This window comes from Roseovarius ramblicola, assembly GCF_042430665.1.
Lineage (GTDB): Bacteria > Pseudomonadota > Alphaproteobacteria > Rhodobacterales > Rhodobacteraceae > Roseovarius > Roseovarius ramblicola.
The window spans coordinates 149,360-165,475 of sequence record NZ_JBHMEC010000008.1; the positions used below are offsets into that span (position 1 = coordinate 149,360).

Below are 16,116 nucleotides of genomic sequence, written 5' to 3' on the forward strand. Positions count from 1 at the left end.
ATGCTGTCATTTTGTCGTTTTATTTGGCCGCAGATCGTTTCTGAGCGAACGGATCGAAGACATTGGCAGGCACTTTCGAATTCGTTTCCGGCGGTGCTTTCTTCCTCGTCGGAAGGAATTTCGAGCTCGACTGATAGACAGGGACCGGTAGGCCTGAGCACCAGGCGTGAACCTGAGCGCTCCGCCAGAGCTTTGGCTTTTTTCGGATCGGCAACGGATCAGGAAAACTCGCATCCGGCTTCGCGGCATCCCTTCTGCGGGCGGACCGTTCGGACTCGCCGAGCAGTTCGCCAAGATCCGCTGTGGTGAGGTGGGGGCGCTTGAGTTCCTCCCACCGTCTGCGGGAGGGCAGTGCAAGCCTTTCAATCTGCCAGATCGCAAACCAAGGGTAATTGCCGCGGACCCGGCGAAGACCAAGCTTTCGGGCGAGTTCCCGGGTGGCGCGCTTGGACGGCATTCGCCAGTAGGCTGTAAGCTCTTCCAACGTGGCGGAGCCGGGGTCTGTAACCTGAGCTGTCATACATCAATCTCCTCGTGGAGAAGAGATCGGTTCGTTAGACGCAGTTGGGAAAAACAATGCGCCCAACTTCCGAGTCGGGAGAGATCGGCTGTGACCGCTGAAACAATCGGTGTCCGAAGGCGCGAACCCGCGTGAGGGAATTGACCAGATCTTTCCCAAACCCGGTGCTTTCCGGTGCCTTCCCGTGCCATTTCAAGGGTTTGAGGCACCGAATCCGTATTTGGGCATGAAGTGGAATTTCGCCTTGTATATCGTGAGCTTGCGCGGTTATACCCGTCGGCGGAGACGTGGCCGAGTGGTCGAAGGCGCTCCCCTGCTAAGGGAGTAGGCCCGGAAGGGTCTCGAGGGTTCGAATCCCTTCGTCTCCGCCACCAACCTCATCGATAATTTAAAATAAATATCTGATTTTAAATCCATTTTAGAGGCATCCCACTCTGATCTCTTCCAGTGCAGCTGTTTGCGCTATACAATTTGCTATACATTTTGTAATACTTGGCCCCGTAGTCAGGGGATATTGAGGCATGGCCATCAAGAAGCGCGGAAAAACACTGTCGCTCTATAAGCGGGTTCCGAAGCGGTATGAGTCGGTCGAGTCGCGCAAGTTCATATGGCTGGCCCTTCACACCGACAGCCCCACAGTCGCCGAACGCAAGGCCGGACCTGCCTGGGAGGCGCTTGTAGAAGCCTGGGAAGCCAAGCTCGCCGGTGACACCTCGGATGCTGAACAAAGGTTTGCTGCGGCGCGTGACCTGGCCGCGGCCCGGGGCTTCCGATACCTGCGTGCAGAACAGGTGGCCAGGCTGCCCAGGGATGAACTGCTGGAGCGTATCACAGCCGTGGGTGGAACCGATGCAGATCCGGACGTTCGCGATGCCGAGGCGCTGCTAGGGGCGCGCAACAACCAGCAATAACCGTCAGTCGCGCGCTTGAATTGTATTGGGATCTTACGGCCGATCAACTCCGCGGCAAAAGCGACGATCAGGTGCGCCGCTGGAAAAATCCGAGAATTAAGGCGATCAAGAACTTTGTCGCTGTCATCGGCGACAAGCCTCTCGCCGATATCACCGGCGACGACATGCTCGACTTTCGCGGATGGTGGCTGGAAAGGATGGAAGCTCAGGACTTGACTGCGAACAGTGCCAACAAGGATCTGATCCATCTTGGCAACGTCCTGAAGACGGTCAACAAGATGAAGCGGCTGAACCTGGTTCTGCCGCTCTCCGATCTCTCGTTCAAAGAGGGGGAAGCCAGGCAGCGGCCACCGTTCTCTACCGGCTGGATTCGGAACGAGTTACTCGCGCCCGGTGCGCTGGACGGGCTGAACGATGAAGCGAAGGCGATCTTGCTCGCTATGATCAACACAGGTGCGCGGCCGTCCGAGCTGGCATCACTGACCGCCGATCAGATCGTTCTGGATAGCAACGTTCCGTATATCAAGATCGAGCCACACGAACGTCAGCTGAAGAGCAGGAATGCAAGGCGCGTGATTCCTCTGATCGGTGTGTCGCTTGAGGCGATGCGCGGCAATCCTGAAGGCTTTCCAAGGTATCGCCGCACATCTGCAAGTCTAAGTGCTACCGTTAACAAGTATCTGCGCACACACGGCCTGCTGGAGACGCCTGCACATACCCTCTACGGCTTGCGGCACTCGTTCGAGGATCGGCTGCTTGCAGCGGATGTTGACGAGCGCGTGCGGCGTGATCTGATGGGGCATGCCCTGAACCGCGAGCGCTACGGCAAAGGTGCCTCGCTGGAAAACCTGCAGGCGATCCTTCAACCAACCTGCTTCTGAAGGGCAGCGGCAGCACGGGCGCGGCTGATGGCGTCGTCCTGATCGCTCAACAAGGCAATCTCTTTCTCGATCCGCTCGAAGATCGGTAGATAGACCGGATCGTGCAGCACCAGCACCGCCAGTTTCCGGTGCGCAGATTGCAGGGATTTCAGGTCAGTGCGGCTCATACCTTCTGTATAGCAATCAGTCGCCCGGCGATTACGCTTTTCTCGAAAAAAATTGTCGGCCCCGACCATCATGCGTAGGATGCAGGATCCCGAAGAAAAAAGGCGCGCCCAGATTTCCTCGACCATCGTTCATGGCGACCTGGTGTGCCATTCTTAGCGCCGATATAAAATTGACCCGGCCGCGGAGCGCACGAACTACCCGCGCGACATGGCCGAGATCGCCCTCGCGCATACGGTCGGCAGCGACGTGGAGCGGGCCTACAGGCGAACCGACATGGTCGAGAAGCGGCGGGAGATGATGGAGGACTGGGCGTGCTTCGTGTGCGGCTCATCCGAAAAGGGATAATCGCGATGCAGTATTGGTGCAAAATTCTTAGCCTGCTCGACATGTCGGGCGGAAAACAGACTTTCGATGCGCCGCGTTGCCAATCTAGACGATCAACTCATCGCGGACATTCGCATGGCGGGGACGGCCGCGGAAGCAGAAGATCTCGCCTGCATGGGGGTCGCGGCCGAGCCCTTCCTGCACCTGTAGCGCCAGCGTGTTCATGCCCCGCCGCATGTCCGTCACGCCGCCCGCGATCCAGACCTTCGCACCGGGCGGAAACGCGATCATGGCCCGTCCACCACTGACAGGATCCCGGCAAGCGCATCTGCATCCACACCAGACGGAACGATGAGTTGTCGCCCATTCGACAAGGCGATCTCAACCTGACAATCCGGAGGTCGACAGGGGTCACCGCGACCTGCCTGGGACGCTGGAGCTTCCTTCGTCACGGTCACCGGCGCGAACGATCTTGGGTGAGAAGACCCAAGCTCACCGTTGCGATACTGCCGCCGCCACGTGGTCAGCGGCGATCGGCAAATGCCATGCCGCCGCGCCGTGGCTGCCGCCTGGCGGTGGCCGACGAAGCTCTCCTCCACGATGCGCAGTTTGTCATCATCGGACCAATACCGGCGGCGACCGCCATCGGATGCGGACAGAACTTCAATTTTCGGGCGGTGGATAAAGTCGGACATAAATTCGGACTTACCATCGGATCACAGCCGCGATCAGACGGCCCTCGGTTCAGGCTTACGTAAGCGCCGGCCGCGTCCCGCGGGCCTTTCAGCTTGACGGCTGGAAGTTTTAGGGCAGCAGGTCGTCGATTCCGCTTTCGGGGTGACCGGCAGCGATGGCCTCGAGGGTGGCCTTGAGATATCGGCGGATCAGCGGGCCGATGTCGAAAGTGCAAATGCTTGTAGAATCGGCACAGGACCCCTCATCCTTTGCCTATGGGCGGACGCTTCATAGACCCCAACCTGCGCGGCACCGAGTTCGAGTTCTCCGAGCTCAAGATCACGCCCTTCCCGCGCTGGTTCAACGTCAAGCCGACGCAGGAGGTCTATGTGCTCGTGGGCCAGGAGCTGACCTGCGCACGATGGGGCCTGATCCCAAGCTGGCACAAGGGCGATCTGAAGGACTGGCGCGCCAGCACGATCAACGCCCGGATTGAAGACGCGGCAACCAAGCCCAGTTTTCGAGGGGCGTGGCGCTATGGCCGCTACCTGATCCCTGCTGGTGGCTACTACGAGTGGACCGGCACCATGAGCCCCAAGCAGCCGCATTTCTTCTCTAGCGCCGGCAACGAGGAGACAATGTGGTTCGCCGGGCTGCTGTCGGTCTGGAACGACCTGCGCACCTGCGCGATCCTGACGCGTGCGGCGAATGACACCGTAACCCCGATCCACGACCGCATGCCGGTGATCCTCGACAGCACTGAACGTGAAGACTGGCTGTCAGGCTCAGATCGACAGGAATTGGGCGCGATCTACCGCGTCAAGCACCATCCGGTTGCGCGGTTTGGCATCAAGGATGACCCCCTGCGGCCAGAAACCTAACCGCCTCTCTTCTTGCCCGCTTGCCATTAGTCGCGCGCTAGCCATTTCCAACCGGAAAATTTATAAAGAGTGCAGCCGTTAATGTCGACATTAAAAGGATTTGCGATGGCCGATCTCCGAAGCTTCCTTCTGACCCTCACGGCCTGTGTGTGCCCCCTGATGAGTGCCGCACAGGCACAGCAGGAACCGGTTCCGGTCACCGTGATCACCCTGACTCCAGAAGACGTGACGCTAACCTCGCTCCTACCGGGCCGCGTGGTCGCCTCGGCAGAGGCTGAAGTTCGTCCACAGGTCAATGGGATCATCACCGAACGTTTGTTCGAAGAAGGGGCGGAAGTGGCCGAGGGCGACCCGCTCTACCAGATCGACCGAGCGACTTACGAGGCGACGGTCCGCCAGGCTCGCGCCAGTGTGGCCCAGGCGGAGGCGCAGTTGCGCGCCGCGGAACGCGAGGCGAGACGACTGTTTGAACTGCAATCGCGCAACGTGGCCAGTGAGCAGGCGCTCGACGAGGCGACATCGGCACGCGACAGCGCCGAGGCCGGTCTGGAACTTGCCCGCGCGCGGCTCAACTCCGCCGAGATCGAGCTATCGCGAACCACCATTCGCGCGCGACTCTCGGGACTGATCGGTTTGTCGCAGACCTCGCAAGGCGTGCTTGTGACCGCCAGTCAGGCACAGCCATTGGCTGTGATCCGGAATATTGATCCAGTCTATGTGGATGTCACCCAATCTGCCGCCGACCTGCTTCGTTGGCGGCGAGGCGAGACCGAAGAGGCCCTGCGGGGGGCGGATGCAACGGTGCGGCTCATCCTTGCGGATGGCTCGGACTATTCCGAGACCGGTCAGCTCAAGGCCGCCGAGCCGAACGTCGATCCGCAAACCGGCGTCGTCACTCTGCGCATGCAGTTCGACAATCCTGACCTTCTGCTTCTGCCCGGCATGTATGTGCAGGTCGACATGCCCGTCGAGGTGGCCGAGGCGGTGTTCCTCGTCCCGCAGGAAGGTGTCATCCGCGATCGGCGCGGACGCCCCAGGGCGTGGGTCGTGAACGCCGAGAACGTGATCGAGGAGCGCGAACTCAACATCGTGCAGGATCAAGGCAGCAACTGGGTCGTAGACGAGGGATTGACCCCCGGTGACCGTATCGTCGTGGCCGGATTCCAGAAGACCGGACCGGGCGCGACCGTTGCCCCCGAACCCCGCGAAGAATAATCAGGCGAAGGACCACAGGCGTATGGCAAGTTTCTTCATCGACCGGCCGGTCTTCGCCTGGGTCATCTCGATTCTCATCATGGGCATCGGGGTGCTGGCGATCCGACTGCTGCCAGTGTCGCAATACCCCGCGATCGCGCCGCCCTCGATCAGCGTTTCGGCCAATTATCCCGGTGCGGCCGCCGAGACGGTGGCCAATACCGTCACCCAGGTGATCGAACAGCAAATGACCGGGCTGGACGGATTGCGCTACCTCTCGTCGCGCTCGACCTCGCAGGGCAATGCCGAGATCACCCTGACCTTCGAGACCGGCACCGATGCCGATATCGCGCAGGTGCAGGTGCAGAACAAGCTGGGACAGGCCACGCCCCTGCTGCCCGAAGTCGTCCAGAGGCAGGGCATCACTGTCGAGAAATCCTCGGCCGGGTTCCTGATGGTCATCGGCCTGATCTCGACCGATGGCAGCCTCAATCAGGTGGATCTGTCGGACTACATGACGACCAACCTCGTCGACGAATTGAGCCGTGTCGAGGGTGTCGGATCGGTTCAGGTTTTCGGCGCGGAATACGCGATGCGTATCTGGCTCGATCCGGCCAAGCTGGCCGCTTTCCAGATGACGCCGTCGGATGTCGTGGCCGCCGTTTCTGCGCAGAACGCGCAGATCACCGCCGGCGCGTTCGGGGCGCGTCCCGCCGTTGAGGGCCAGCAACTCAACGCCACGATCACCGCGCAATCGCTGCTGAGCACCCCCGAGGATTTCCGCCAGATCGTGCTGCGAGCCGAAACCGATGGCGGGCTAGTGCTCCTGGACGATGTCGCGCGTGTCGAGATCGGCGCGCAGAACTATGCCACCACGGCGCGGTTCAACACCGACCCGGCGTCAGGGATGGCGATCACTCTCGCACCGGGTGCCAACGCGCTGGATACCGCCCGTGCGGTCAAGGACCGGATGGCCGAGTTCCAAAAATTCTTTCCCGACAACGTGGAATACGTCGTCCCCTACGACACCACGCCCTTCGTCGAAATTTCGATCAAAGAGGTGGTCAAGACCCTGTTCGAGGCGATCGGCCTGGTGTTTCTGGTGATGTTCCTTTTCCTGCAGAACCTGCGCGCGACGCTCATTCCGACGCTGGCCGTGCCGGTGGTCCTTCTGGGCACGTTCGGGGTGCTGGCCGTGGCCGGATTCTCGATCAATACGCTGACCATGCTGGCCATGGTTCTGGCCATCGGTCTGCTGGTCGACGACGCCATCGTGGTGGTCGAGAATGTCGAACGGATCATGGAGGCAGAGGGCCTGCCCCCGCGCGAGGCCACGCACAAATCCATGGGCCAGATCACCGGCGCTCTGGTGGGTATCGCGATGGTGCTGTCGGCGGTCTTCGTGCCGATGGCCTTCTTTCCTGGCTCGACCGGCGTGATCTATCAGCAATTCGCGATCACCATCGTGTCGGCCATGGCGCTGTCGGTCGTGGTGGCGATCACGTTGACGCCGGCGCTGTGTGCCTCGCTGCTCAGGCCAAAGACGGGTCGTGGCGCGAAACGCGGTCCCTTCGCGTGGTTCAACCGCGTATTCGACGCGCTCACCGGCGGATATGCCGGCACGGTGCGCTGGTCTGTGCGCCGTCCGATGCGCGTATTTGGCATGTATATTGCGCTTGCGGTCTGCATGGCCTTCCTGTTTGTGCGCACGCCCACGGGATTTCTGCCCGAAGAGGATCAGGGCATCCTCTTTACCCTGATCCAGACCCCGACGGGATCGACCGCCGAGCGCACGCTCGACGTGCTCAGGCAGGTAGAAAACTATTATCTGAACGAGGAATCGGAGGTCGTAGAGTCGATGTTTGGTGTGGTCGGGTTCAGCTTTTCGGGCAACGGGCAGAACATGGGTCTTGCGTTCGTGCAGCTCAAGGACTGGGGCGAGCGCACCGAGCCGGGACAAAGCGTGCAGGCCCTTGCCGGTCGAGCCTTCGGCGCATTCAGCCAGATCCGCGATGCACAGGTCTTCCCGGTCGTCCCGCCATCGGTGATCGAGTTGGGCAACGTCTCGGGCTTCGATTTCTACCTTCAGGCGCGCAGCGGCCAGAGCCACGAAGATCTCGTCGCGGCGCGCAATCAGCTTCTCGGGGCGGCGGCGCAAAGCGACATGATCGCCTCGGCGCGCCCCAGCGGGCTGGAGGACGCGGCGCAGTTCAACCTCGATATCGACTGGCGCAAGGCCGGGGCCATGGGTCTGACCCCCGATGATGTCGGCCAGTTGCTGCAATTCGCCTGGGCCGGGACCTATGTAAACGATTTCCTTGATCAGGGCCGGATCAAACGCGTCTATGTCCAGGGCGAGGCCGAGGCACGCGCCACGCCTTCGGATATCGAGAAATGGCGGGTGCGCAACGGCAGCGGCGGGCTGGTGCCGTTTTCGAATTTCGCCGAAGGCACGTGGGATTACGGCGCGCAGGGGCTTTACCGCTACAACGGTATTCCGTCGGTGCAGGTGCAGGGCTCCCCGGCGCCGGGCGTGACTACCGGCGAAGCAATGGCCGAGATGGAGCGCCTCGCCGGAGAGCTTGGTTCCGGATTCCAGCTTTCCTGGACCGGCCTGTCGTTAGAGGAGCGCGAGTCTGGCAATCTGGCACCGCTGCTTTACGCGCTGTCACTGGCCGCCGTGTTCCTGTCGCTCGCAGCACTTTACGAAAGTTGGTCGATCCCCTTCGCGGTCATGCTGGCGATGCCCATCGGCATCGTCGGTGCGCTGACCGGGGCATGGCTGGGCGGCTTCGAGAACGGGGTGTTCTTTCAGGTGGGCCTTCTCACGGTGATTGGCCTCACCGGCAAGAACGCGATCCTGATCGTGGAGTTTGCCCGAGACCGCTACGAGGCCGGCGATCGGGTGATCGAGGCCGTGGCCGTGGCCGCAAGTCAGCGGTTCCGGCCGATCATTATGACCTCGATGGCGTTTTCGCTTGGAGTGCTGCCGCTGGTGCTCAGTTCCGGCGCAGGCTCGGGCGGTCGCAACGCCATCGGATCGGGGGTGCTTGGCGGGACGATCTCGGGCACAGTTCTGGGGGTAATCTTCGTGCCTCTCTTCTTCGTGATCGTGACGCGCCTGTTCAACGTGTCAGCGAAAAAGAGTTAAATAATCTCTGAAAAGCATTCGACATTTGGCCTGAACCGCTCGAACTCCGACAGCATCAATCTGCACTTGTAGGGCGCCCAAAACGGCCCCTGGAGTCGCGCAACGTTGTTGCCGACGGCGTGGGTGCCTGTGAACGCAGACGCCCTCCACGAGTCTCTCTGTGACTCTTACCCCTCTCGCGCCGCTCTCTGCGCACGCTTGAAAAAGTGCCGCGTGGCCTGCTCGCGAGCGTCCTTGTCGGTCATGACGATGTTGCGCATCTCGTTGTCGTTCTGGAACATTTTGACCATACCCTCGAAGAATGCCTGCGAGAACGCGTTGTAGACCACGTCGGCGGGATTGTTGCGGACCATCTCGGTCATGTCCTCGTCCATGATCTCGCGGGTGACGCGCTCAAAGCGGAGGAAATCGTCGCGTGAGAAGCTCGTCCCGTGCCGCTCGTTGAAGGAGTCGATGATTTCCGAGAGCGACCGCTCCTCCTCCTCGGTATAGGCGTTCGCACCGAACTCGGTGATCGGATCGAGCGTCGCGGTCTCACCGGCCGCGAGAGACGCGCTGCCTTCCTCGCCCTTCTGGAGCTTGAAGGCCGACAGGGTCAGCATGTCGTCGGTGATGGTGATGTCGGCGGGCACATCGCGTGACGGTAGAAGGCGCGAGAGCCAGGCGGAATAGGCGTAGAGCTTCTCCAGCCAGGCGTCGTTGAGCGACACGACCTGCGCGACGAACGCGTAGAAGCGCAGGAAGCTCTTGAGGAGCTGTCGGAACTCCTCCTGCTGGGTCTCGTCCTCATCGAGGATGAACCGCTCCAAGGCGAGACGCACGGTGCCTTCGAGCGCCAGGCGGTCCTGGGTCGTCAGGTCACCCTTGAAGAACTGATCCGCGAACCGCGCGACCTCGTCCTTATGGATATAGGTCGCGTTCGTGATGCGCTGTTCCAGGTCGTAAATCTGGTTGAGATCGGTGCGCTCCTCCAGAGCCGTCGCCTCGAAGAACGGCGCAAACGCCTCGCGGATCTCTTCCATCGTGTTCTGGAAGTCGAGCACAAAGGTCGGCTTGTCCTTGCCATAGCTGCGGTTCAGCCGGGCCAGCGTCTGCACCGCCTGCAGGCCCGCCAGCTTCTTGTCGACATACATCGCCACCAGCTTCGGCTGGTCGAACCCGGTCTGGTATTTCTCGGCCACCACCAGGACCTGATAGTCGTCCGTGTCGAATTTCTTGGGCAGCTCGGTCTCGGCGAAACCATTCGCGGTGGCCTCGGTCCAGACATTTCCGTCGATGGTCAGGTCACCCGAGAAGGCCACCAGGGCCTTTAGGCCGGTATAGCCCTTGTCCTCGATGTAGCGGGTCAGCTGCTGCCAGTAGCGCAGCGCGTGTTCGCGGCTCTGGGTGACAATCATCGCCTTGGCCTGACCGGACAGCTCCTTGGCGACATGGCGGCGGAAGTGCTCGACGATCACCTCGACCTTCTGGTCGATCGCCGTGGGGTGCAGGGAGGCGTAGCGCGCGACCCGGGCCTGCGCCTTGCGGCCCTTGAAGGCGGGGTCGTCCTCGATGGTCTTCTCAAGCTGGTAATAGGCCTTGTAGGTCATGTAATTCTTGAGGACATCGACGATGAACTCCTCCTCGATCGCCTGGCGCATCGAGTAGAGGTGGAACGGGTGCGGCTTGCCATCCGCGCCGATGCGCCCGAAGCGCTCCAGCGTCACGTTGCGCGGCGTCGCGGTGAAGGCCAGGAACGAGATGTTCTTCTGCGGGCCACGCGCCTTCTGGAAGGCCAGCACCAGGTCCTCGATGTCGTCCGAGCTGGTGGCGTCGCGCGTCAGCGCGTCGCTCATCGCCTGTGCGGCCTTGCCGGATTGCGAGGAATGGGCCTCGTCGATGATCACCGCGAAATTGCGCCCGGCCTGGCCCGAGATCGTCGCTAGATGTTCGGTGCCGAATTTCTGGATCGTCGTGATGATGATCCGCGCGCCCCTGAGGATCGCGTCCTTCAGATCGCGGGACGTTCCGTCGATCTTCTTCACCACGCCCTCGGTCTGGGCAAAGCCGCCGATGGTGTTCTGCAACTGCCGGTCCAGCACCAGGCGGTCGGTCACGATGATGGCGGTGTCAAAGAGCGGTTTGTCGTCCTCGTCATGCAGGTTGATGATCTGGTGCGCGGTCCAGGCGATGGTGTTGGACTTGCCCGACCCGGCGCTGTGCTGGATGAGGTAGTTCTGCCCGGCCCCCTGCCCCCTCGCATCGACCAAGAGCTTGCGCACCGCGTCGAACTGCTGGAAGCGCGGGAAGATCAGCACCTCCTTGCCATTGCTGCGTTCGAGGTGGATGAACCGGCCGATCAGGTCGAGCAGCACCTCGCGCGAGAACACCGCGCGCCCCTCGGGCAGGTCCTTGTAGAGATAGGCGACGCGGTTCTCGTCCGGCACATCGGGGTTGCCAGCCCCGCCGTCGCGGCCGCGGTTGAAGGGCAGGAACCGGGTCTTGCCATTCATCAGGCGCGTGGTCATCGACACGTTGTCCTGGTCCACCGCGAAATGCACGATCGCGCCGCGCTTGAATGTCAGGAGCGGCTCGCCCGCCGGGGAGCGGTCCTGCCGATACTGCTTCTCGGCGTGGCGCACGTTTTGCCCGGTCAGCAGGTTCTTGACCTCCAGCGTCGCGACCGGGATGCCGTTGACGAAGGTCACGATGTCGATGGATTTCTTCGGGTCCTTGGCGCTGTAATGCACCTGGCGCATCACCGACAGGATGTTCGCCTCATAGAGCCGCGTCAGATCGGGGTTCAGATTCGAGGCGGGCTTGAAGAAGCACAGCGCGAAGCGGATGTTGGGCACCAGCTTGATGCCGTCGCGCAGCACCACGTGGGTCGGGTTATCCTTGAGCGCCTTGTCGAGCCGCTTGAGCACCTCCGCCTCGGCCTGCGCGCTGTAGTGGTCCTCGAGCGTCTGCCATGCCTCGGGCTGCGTGGTCCTGAGGAAGCGGAACAGCAGCTCGGTGTCGAGCGCGTGGGCCACGTCATAATGCGCCGCACAATCGCGCTCGATGTATCCCTGGTCAGCGGTCAGGCAGGCGACGATATGGGCCTCGAAGACCTTCTCCTGGTGAATGTCGGCGGTGGTGTGGGTGTCGGTCATGAGAATCCGTCCGTTACAATTCCTCCACGATGAGGGTCCCGCATCTTCGCTGGAAAAAAATGCCCCACTATCGCCTGCGGACAAAGCGGTTGCAGGATGGAGAACCCTGCGCCTTGGTAAGGCTCTGGCTCAAAATCTCCGTCGAAAAAGAAATCCTTAAAAATATACTCAAGCGTGGTTCCCGCAAAATCCCTTAGGGATCTTGAGGAAATAAATGCCATTGGCACATCGCAGACGAATACGACTGGTTTGCCCTCTTTACGCAGCTCCGCTCGAAATCGGTCAGGATTGCCCAAGCGAATAGCGAGACAGTGTAGGTATTCGCTCCCGTGGATCATGTAGTGAGCACAGAATTGTATCAGAAAATCTTGATTCGCCTCAAAGTAAAGACGACCTTCCCTGCCCCCACCATCAACGTCTCCCATATCCTCCATTGCCGCCTCAAGTTGTGCTTCTCCCACATCGCGAAAGCGCCCATTCAAGAACCTAGAACGCAACTCATCGTGGATTCGGTTCGGGTCGAGAGGCAATAGACCTTTCTCATAAAATGACGCCAGGTCGGCCGTCCGAGTGCCATGGGTCGCGCGGAAAGCGCGATAATGCGTGCGCAGGCGATTTACAAGGAGTTCTCCGATGTCACTTTTGCAACCATGAACTGCCTCAATGATTCCATCGAGCCAATCGAGGTTATCTCCAACGATATACTCTGGCGGCTCATCGAGGAATTTAGCCCGAACGTCTTCGTCGATCACGTCATTAAGAAGGTATAAAATGGAAGATTTCCATCCCGAATAGTTCTGGAACTCCCAAACGGTAGGTGGTGCCAGACGCTGCCTCCAATCGGGTGAGATTTGACGTTTTTCATAGCTTGGAATCACGAGCCCATCTCCTCTTGAATGGCGTCGAGACGGCGGGCGGGGGTTCCGGATTTGGTGTAGGTCTCCACGTTGATCTGCCCCGTGACAGCGGCGGTGATCAGGGCGGAGCGGTATTCTTTGAGGCGGTCGATGGAGGCGTTGATCTTGTCATCCAGCAGAGCCACCCGCTGTCGTGTTAAATTGATCTTCGCGTTGATCGCGCGCTGCTCGTCCATTGTCGGAACAGGGAACGGCATCTTCTGAAGTCGCGTGATGTAGATGTGCTTGATCGTGGTGCCACCTGCTTCAAACACCATTCGATCTTGGTAACGACGAGAAAGCAGGACATTTGCAAGGAACTCGCTGGTGACGCGGTTCTTCCGCGGTCGAAGCAGAGCGACTGATTGATTTATGCAAACAGGGCGACCGTCGTGGATGGCGACGCGTCCCAGTGTTCCGTCCTTTGTCAGAAGCACATCGCCCTTTCTCGGGCGACTCTTGTCGGTCAGATCGTGGTCAAAGGCGTGTTGAGACGTGTGACGTGCGCTTTCCCACAATATGCGACCGTAGTTCACATCGTTCGCAGTGAGCAGAAATGGACCTTCGTCTTCGGTCGGCATCGGGTTCGTGAACCCGTAAGTGATCCTTTGCAGTTCCCAACCGATGCGACTGAGTTGCCACGATGACGGGATGCGACCCAACCAATCCACGCCAGTTTCAACAAGGTCGCCATCTAATCGGTCGGTTTGAAATACGATGCCCGAAACCTCAGCATTGATGCGCTCGTTCCACAAAGCCACCAACCGCTGCTTTTTCTCGATCAGCAGGTCTATTCTTGCGGTCTCACGGTCCAGAAAGTCGGCGATCTGGCGTTGGGTTGCGAGGTCGGGGACAGCGATCTGACCATTCAACATCGCATCCATGTCGATGTTGTCTACCGTTGCACCGATTTGGCACCATTCGAGCAGCTTCTTTTTTTGTTGCCCCTCGATCCAATACGCGAAGAACTCGGGCAGCAGGGAACGGCGAAAGCGAAACGCTTTTATGTCTTGGTTCAGCGCGACTGGCACAGTATTCAAAGCGATTGGCAACGAATGCTTCAGGATACCCGACCGAACCACCATCAAGACTGAACTTGGTGGCACCATGTTCGTAGCGCTGTTCTTGACGGCATCTACCGTGATCAGGTCTTCCGCCGTGTCGATCATCCGGCGTTTCATATCCTTGGGCGTGACCCATGGAACAGTCCCATCGGTCCAGTAGTCCAGGTTGTATTTACTTGGCGTTCCACCCCCGAAGAACCCGGAGAGGTGGAACTTGATCTTTCTGCGGTCCCAAGATGTAGGTGTTTCGTGCTGCGAGGCGTCAAGCATCACTCAACCACCTCCTTCAGCAGCCCTGCGATCTCGGCTTCCAGCGCCTTCAACTCGGCGTCGATCTCCTCGAGCGGGCGGGGCGGGACGTATTTGTAGAAATAGCGGTTGAAGTTGATCTCGTAGCCGATGCGGCCGACGCCGCCGTCCTGGGCGTCGATGTGGCTCTTGTCCACCCAGGCGTCGGGGACGAAGGGCAGCACCTCGCGCTGCACGTAGGTGCGCCAGTCCTCGTTCAGCGGCACCAGTTCGTGATCGCGCAGATCGGTGTCGGGCTCGGGATTGCCCTTGGCGTCGGTGCAGACCTCCGCCGCCTCGTCGCGCTCCGACAGCGCCCCCAGGATGGCCTTGCGCACCGGCGCGCCGATCTTGACGCCAGCGGCCTGGAGCGCGTCACTGAGTGCGGCGTCGAATGCGCTGCGGCTCACCCACCGCCCCCCCGCCAGATGCTGCTCCAGCGACTCCAGAATGGCGCTCTGCTCCTCCTCGTCGAGCCTGGCAAAGGGCTTGGCCTCACGCAGCGCCTCCAGCCCCTCTGGCGTGACAGCGAAGGCCAGTTTCAATGGACGCTCGACGCGGATTTCGCGATAGCCGAAATCGGTGGTGGCGAAGATCTTGGACACGTCGCTCCAGTCACCATCGCCGTTCAGCATCTCGGCGTAGAGCCGGGTGATCTGATCGCAGGCCTCGGGCGGAATTTCCCGACGCTTGGAGCCGAGCGACTTGCGCATGGATTTCCAGAACCGCTCGCCGCTGGCGTCGATCAACTGCACCTTGCCGCGCCGGGCCTTGTCCTTGCGGTTGGTGAGCAGCCAGACATAGGTCTGGATGCCGGTGTTGTAGAAGAGATCGGTGGGCAGCGCGATGATCGCCTCGACCCAGTCGTTCTCCAGCATCCAGCGGCGTATCTCGCTCTCGCCCGACCCGGCCCCGCCGGTGAAGAGCGGCGAGCCGTTCATGACGATGCCGATGCGCGAGCCCTGCTCGTCGTGGCGCATCTTGGAGATCATGTGCTGGAGAAACAGCAACTGCCCGTCCGAGATGCGCGGCAGCCCGGCCCCGAAGCGCCCGGACATGCCCTGCTCGGCGGCCTCGTCCTTGATCGGGTCGGCGTATTTCTTCCAGTCCACGCCGTAGGGCGGATTGGAGAGCATGTAGTGGAACCGCCGGTCGGCATGCGCGTCCTGGGTCAGCGTGTTGCCATAGGCGATGTTCTCCGGGTTGTGGCCGGTGACCAGCATGTCGGATTTGCAGATCGCGAAGGACTCGGGGTTCAGCTCCTGGCCGAAGAGTTCGACGCGGATGCGGTCGTTGAGCGCCTTCATCTCCATCTCGGCGATCGACAGCATGCCGCCCGTGCCCGCCGCCGGGTCATAGATCTGGCGGATGACGCCGGTGCCGGTCAGGGCATCACGGTCGTTGATCAGCAAGAGCGAGACGATCAGCCGGATCACCTCGCGCGGGGTGTAATGTTCGCCGGCCGTTTCGTTCGAGATTTCCGAGAAGCGGCGGATCAGGTCCTCGAAGAGATAGCCCATCTCCAGGTTGGAGATGGTATCGGGATGCAGATCGATCTGGGTGAACCGGTCGAAGACCTGATAGAGCAGCCCGGCGTCGTTGAGCCGCTTGAGCTGATCGGTGAACAGGAACTTGTCGAGGAACACGTCGCGGACATTGCCGGAGAAATTCGTGATGTAGTCAATCAGGTTGCGGTGGATGTCCTTGGGGTCCTGCCCCTTGAGCGTGGCGAATGTGAAGCGCGACTCGTTGTAGAGACGGATGTTCGAGCCGACGACACCTGACAGCAGCGCATCGCGCGCCTCGTCGTCCATGTCCCTGGGCAGCGAGGCCGCCATTTCGAGAACGTCCTGCTTGGTCGTTTCCAGGATGCAGTCGAGTCGCCGCAGGACCACGAAGGGCAGCACCACCTTGCCATATTCCGACTGCTTGAAATCACCCCGGAGAAGCTCGGCGATCGACCAGACGAAACTCCCGAGGCTTTTGATATCGTTATTGCTCATCACCGTCCCTGACCTTTTCTCGTTCA

The 16,116-nt window shown here is 60.7% G+C and carries 14 protein-coding genes and 1 tRNA gene; 7 read left to right on the top strand and 8 right to left on the bottom strand.

Features of this window, described 5'->3' with window-relative positions:
* Positions 1 to 19: 19 nt before the first annotated feature.
* The gene (locus ACFFU4_RS04265; RefSeq protein ID WP_377067391.1) at positions 20 to 520 is read right to left on the bottom strand and encodes a hypothetical protein; all 501 of its coding nucleotides are present in this window, start codon (positions 518 to 520) and stop codon (positions 20 to 22) included.
* Positions 521 to 801: 281 nt separating this feature from the next.
* On the opposite strand from ACFFU4_RS04265, the gene ACFFU4_RS04270 reads away from it, so the two are divergent.
* The 3 genes from ACFFU4_RS04270 to ACFFU4_RS04280 all read left to right on the top strand — a co-directional run bounded on the left by ACFFU4_RS04270 (position 802) and on the right by ACFFU4_RS04280 (position 2,312).
* Positions 802 to 891 (top strand) — tRNA-Ser (locus tag ACFFU4_RS04270).
* A 150-nt stretch (positions 892 to 1,041) separates the two neighbouring features.
* Positions 1,042 to 1,431, top strand: coding sequence for a DUF6538 domain-containing protein (locus ACFFU4_RS04275; RefSeq protein WP_377067393.1), 390 nt, complete (start codon positions 1,042 to 1,044; stop codon positions 1,429 to 1,431).
* A 20-nt stretch (positions 1,432 to 1,451) separates the two neighbouring features.
* The gene (locus tag ACFFU4_RS04280) at positions 1,452 to 2,312 is read left to right on the top strand and encodes a tyrosine-type recombinase/integrase (protein ID WP_377067395.1); all 861 of its coding nucleotides are present in this window, start codon (positions 1,452 to 1,454) and stop codon (positions 2,310 to 2,312) included.
* Here ACFFU4_RS04280 and ACFFU4_RS04285 read toward each other — a convergent pair.
* A complete protein-coding gene (locus ACFFU4_RS04285) occupies positions 2,294 to 2,605 on the bottom strand; it encodes a hypothetical protein (RefSeq protein WP_377067397.1) in 312 nt (103 codons plus the stop codon). The genes ACFFU4_RS04280 and ACFFU4_RS04285 overlap by 19 nt on opposite strands.
* Positions 2,606 to 2,687: 82 nt before the next feature.
* On the opposite strand from ACFFU4_RS04285, the gene ACFFU4_RS04290 reads away from it, so the two are divergent.
* Positions 2,688 to 2,825, top strand: coding sequence for a hypothetical protein (locus tag ACFFU4_RS04290; RefSeq protein ID WP_377067399.1), 138 nt, complete (start codon positions 2,688 to 2,690; stop codon positions 2,823 to 2,825).
* A gap of 84 nt (positions 2,826 to 2,909) precedes the next feature.
* Here ACFFU4_RS04290 and tnpB read toward each other — a convergent pair whose 3' ends face one another.
* On the bottom strand, positions 2,910 to 3,095 hold the full coding sequence (gene tnpB / locus ACFFU4_RS04295) for an IS66 family insertion sequence element accessory protein TnpB (protein WP_377067401.1): 186 nt from the start codon (positions 3,093 to 3,095) through the stop codon (positions 2,910 to 2,912).
* Positions 3,092 to 3,499 carry an IS66-like element accessory protein TnpA gene (gene tnpA, locus ACFFU4_RS04300; protein ID WP_377067403.1) on the bottom strand — a complete coding sequence of 136 codons (408 nt, stop codon included), beginning with the start codon at positions 3,497 to 3,499 and terminating at the stop codon, positions 3,092 to 3,094. Before tnpA ends, tnpB begins: the two co-directional genes overlap by 4 nt.
* Positions 3,500 to 3,754: 255 nt before the next feature.
* On the opposite strand from tnpA, the gene ACFFU4_RS04305 reads away from it, so the two are divergent.
* From ACFFU4_RS04305 to ACFFU4_RS04315, 3 genes are all read left to right on the top strand, one after another.
* Positions 3,755 to 4,360: an SOS response-associated peptidase gene (locus ACFFU4_RS04305; protein ID WP_377067405.1), complete on the top strand. Its 606-nt coding sequence runs from the start codon at positions 3,755 to 3,757 to the stop codon at positions 4,358 to 4,360.
* A gap of 105 nt (positions 4,361 to 4,465) precedes the next feature.
* Positions 4,466 to 5,575 carry an efflux RND transporter periplasmic adaptor subunit gene (locus ACFFU4_RS04310; RefSeq protein ID WP_512700570.1) on the top strand — a complete coding sequence of 370 codons (1,110 nt, stop codon included), beginning with the start codon at positions 4,466 to 4,468 and terminating at the stop codon, positions 5,573 to 5,575.
* A gap of 22 nt (positions 5,576 to 5,597) precedes the next feature.
* Positions 5,598 to 8,705 (top strand): efflux RND transporter permease subunit, encoded by a 3,108-nt coding sequence (locus ACFFU4_RS04315; RefSeq protein ID WP_377067407.1) that lies wholly within the window; start codon positions 5,598 to 5,600, stop codon positions 8,703 to 8,705.
* 167 nt (positions 8,706 to 8,872) lie between these two features.
* Here the strand turns inward: ACFFU4_RS04315 and ACFFU4_RS04320 are convergent, their stop codons facing one another.
* From ACFFU4_RS04320 to ACFFU4_RS04335, 4 genes are read right to left on the bottom strand one after another with little or no spacing between them, the layout of a single operon-like run.
* Positions 8,873 to 11,839: a type I restriction endonuclease subunit R gene (locus tag ACFFU4_RS04320; RefSeq protein WP_377067409.1), complete on the bottom strand. Its 2,967-nt coding sequence runs from the start codon at positions 11,837 to 11,839 to the stop codon at positions 8,873 to 8,875.
* A complete protein-coding gene (locus ACFFU4_RS04325; protein WP_377067411.1) occupies positions 11,836 to 12,717 on the bottom strand; it encodes a hypothetical protein in 882 nt (293 codons plus the stop codon). Before ACFFU4_RS04325 ends, ACFFU4_RS04320 begins: the two co-directional genes overlap by 4 nt.
* Complete coding sequence (locus ACFFU4_RS04330) at positions 12,714 to 14,069, bottom strand: restriction endonuclease subunit S (RefSeq protein ID WP_377067817.1); 1,356 nt, start codon at positions 14,067 to 14,069, stop codon at positions 12,714 to 12,716. The genes ACFFU4_RS04325 and ACFFU4_RS04330 overlap by 4 nt, the downstream gene beginning before the upstream one ends.
* Entirely contained in the window at positions 14,069 to 16,090 is a 2,022-nt protein-coding gene (locus ACFFU4_RS04335) for a type I restriction-modification system subunit M (protein ID WP_377067413.1), read from the bottom strand. The genes ACFFU4_RS04330 and ACFFU4_RS04335 overlap by 1 nt, the downstream gene beginning before the upstream one ends.
* Positions 16,091 to 16,116: the final 26 nt, after the last annotated feature.

Coding starts and splice junctions, on each gene's coding strand:
- ACFFU4_RS04320 (WP_377067409.1), bottom strand. CDS start 11,839: ATGACCGACACCCACACCACCGCCGACATTCACCAGGAGAAGGTCTTC.
- ACFFU4_RS04305 (WP_377067405.1), top strand. CDS start 3,755: ATGGGCGGACGCTTCATAGACCCCAACCTGCGCGGCACCGAGTTCGAG.
- ACFFU4_RS04330 (WP_377067817.1), bottom strand. CDS start 14,069: ATGCTTGACGCCTCGCAGCACGAAACACCTACATCTTGGGACCGCAGA.
- ACFFU4_RS04290 (WP_377067399.1), top strand. CDS start 2,688: ATGGCCGAGATCGCCCTCGCGCATACGGTCGGCAGCGACGTGGAGCGG.
- ACFFU4_RS04315 (WP_377067407.1), top strand. CDS start 5,598: ATGGCAAGTTTCTTCATCGACCGGCCGGTCTTCGCCTGGGTCATCTCG.
- ACFFU4_RS04265 (WP_377067391.1), bottom strand. CDS start 520: ATGACAGCTCAGGTTACAGACCCCGGCTCCGCCACGTTGGAAGAGCTT.
- ACFFU4_RS04310 (WP_512700570.1), top strand. CDS start 4,466: ATGGCCGATCTCCGAAGCTTCCTTCTGACCCTCACGGCCTGTGTGTGC.
- ACFFU4_RS04285 (WP_377067397.1), bottom strand. CDS start 2,605: ATGGTCGAGGAAATCTGGGCGCGCCTTTTTTCTTCGGGATCCTGCATC.
- ACFFU4_RS04335 (WP_377067413.1), bottom strand. CDS start 16,090: ATGAGCAATAACGATATCAAAAGCCTCGGGAGTTTCGTCTGGTCGATC.
- tnpA (WP_377067403.1), bottom strand. CDS start 3,499: ATGTCCGACTTTATCCACCGCCCGAAAATTGAAGTTCTGTCCGCATCC.
- ACFFU4_RS04275 (WP_377067393.1), top strand. CDS start 1,042: ATGGCCATCAAGAAGCGCGGAAAAACACTGTCGCTCTATAAGCGGGTT.
- tnpB (WP_377067401.1), bottom strand. CDS start 3,095: ATGATCGCGTTTCCGCCCGGTGCGAAGGTCTGGATCGCGGGCGGCGTG.